We start from the raw sequence: 1,503 nt of genomic DNA, 5'->3' as shown, positions 1-1,503 counted from the left end.
GTTCTGCACCGGTGCATGTGCCTGCGTGTTGCCGTCGGCGTCGATCACATTGCCGTTCTTGTCGACGGTGATGGTGCCGAACGTCTTCGGCGGCGTGCCGGGGATCACCGTGCCGGGTTCGCCCGTCGGCGATTCGACGATGACCTCCCCGCTCTGGTCGCCGGCGGGCGGTGAGCCCGCATCGCCCGGCGCGTGCGTCGCCGGAGCCTCGGCGACGCTGCTGTCGGTGTTGGTGGTGGCGTCCGACTTCTTCTGCTCGGCCGGTTGCTGCGCGCCTTGCGACCCGCCTTCCAGCTGCTGGAAGCGGAACTCATTGTCTTCCTGCTGCTTGCGGATCTGCTCCTGCATCTGCAGCACCTGGAAGTTGAGCTCCTCAATCTTGCCGTTCATCTGGCGCAGCTGTTCCTCCAGCGCCGTAGTGCCGGTGCCATCCTGGGCGAATTGAACCTGATCCGGTTTCTTTCTTTCGCCGAAAACGCCGGGCAAATTGATCTTCGGCAAATGTAAGGAAAAGCCGCCTTTCGGCGGTTGTTGCTCGTTGCCGCTTGCCCCCGTACCGCCACCAAGTGCGGCGACGCTTGATACAAGCAGCAGCGCAAGCGTGCCGCTCAAGACCGATCTGAAATGCATGTGCCTCTCGCCGTGAAATTGTTTGCCTGTTGCATGCCTTCCGATCGGAGTGGGACCGTCAGGCGCCTCGGCTCTTAGCAGGACGCAGGACTTCGGCCAAATTTTGTTTCAAGTCCCATATACGGGCGCCGGACATGAAAAAGGCGGCCGCGGCCGCCTTTCGCACATATGTGTTGCATTTCTGCCGATCAGAAATTGCCGATCAAGAACCGGCGCCGCTGATCGTGGTGACGGCGCGGCGGTTCTGCGACCAGCAGGAGATGTCGTCGCAAACCGCAACCGGACGCTCCTTGCCGTAGGAAATGGTCTTCAGGCGCTGGGCGGAAACACCCCTGGCAACGAGGAAGTCGCGGGTGGCGGCGGCACGGCGGGCGCCGAGCGCCAGATTGTATTCGCGCGTGCCGCGCTCGTCGGCATGGCCTTCGATAACGATGGCATACTGCCTATACTGGTTCAGCCACTGCGCCTGTCGCGAAAGCGTCGTCTGCGCGTCGGCGCGGATCGAGGACGAATCCGTGTCGAAGAAGATGCGGTCGCCGATGTTGACGGTGAAGTCCTGGGCCGATCCGGGCGTTGCCGCCCCGGCCCCACTGAGACCAAGATCGGCGGCGCTGTTCAGGTTCTTCTTCGAGGCGCAACCGGCGATGGCGAGCGACGCCACCAGCGCGATCATCACCGGGTTTCTGGTAAGTGCTGCGATACGGCCCATGCCGCCTCTCCTTCGCAATTCGAGTGATTTCGTTGATCGTCCAGTAACCACGTTTGGGTTAACCGGCGTTCAAGAAACACGGTTAAAATTTGGTTTCGGCTGCCGTCCGCAGCCGTTTTGCCCAAGGGGAATCCGAGGAGGCAACAATGTGCGCGGACCCTAGG

General features: G+C 62.1%; 1 protein-coding gene and 1 pseudogene. Both read right to left on the bottom strand.

Annotation, left to right across the window (positions count from 1 at the left end; translation table 11 throughout):
- Positions 1 to 630: pseudogene (locus tag EOA86_RS34240) on the bottom strand (tol-pal system protein YbgF); the annotation flags it as partial.
- A 202-nt stretch (positions 631 to 832) separates the two neighbouring features.
- Positions 833 to 1,339 (bottom strand): peptidoglycan-associated lipoprotein Pal, encoded by a 507-nt coding sequence (pal, locus tag EOA86_RS34235; protein WP_127212569.1) that lies wholly within the window; start codon positions 1,337 to 1,339, stop codon positions 833 to 835.
- Between the last annotated feature and the right edge of the window lie 164 nt (positions 1,340 to 1,503).

This window comes from Mesorhizobium sp. M5C.F.Ca.IN.020.32.2.1, from assembly GCF_004023105.1.
Lineage (GTDB): Bacteria > Pseudomonadota > Alphaproteobacteria > Rhizobiales > Rhizobiaceae > Mesorhizobium > Mesorhizobium wenxiniae.
The sequence above is the reverse complement of the archived record's forward strand: the minus strand, read 5'-3'. Positions and strand labels throughout refer to the sequence as shown.

What these genes read in the sequence shown, in the direction of transcription:
- pal (WP_127212569.1), bottom strand. Translation starts at nt 1,339, where the DNA reads ATGGGCCGTATCGCAGCACTTACCAGAAACCCGGTGATGATCGCGCTG.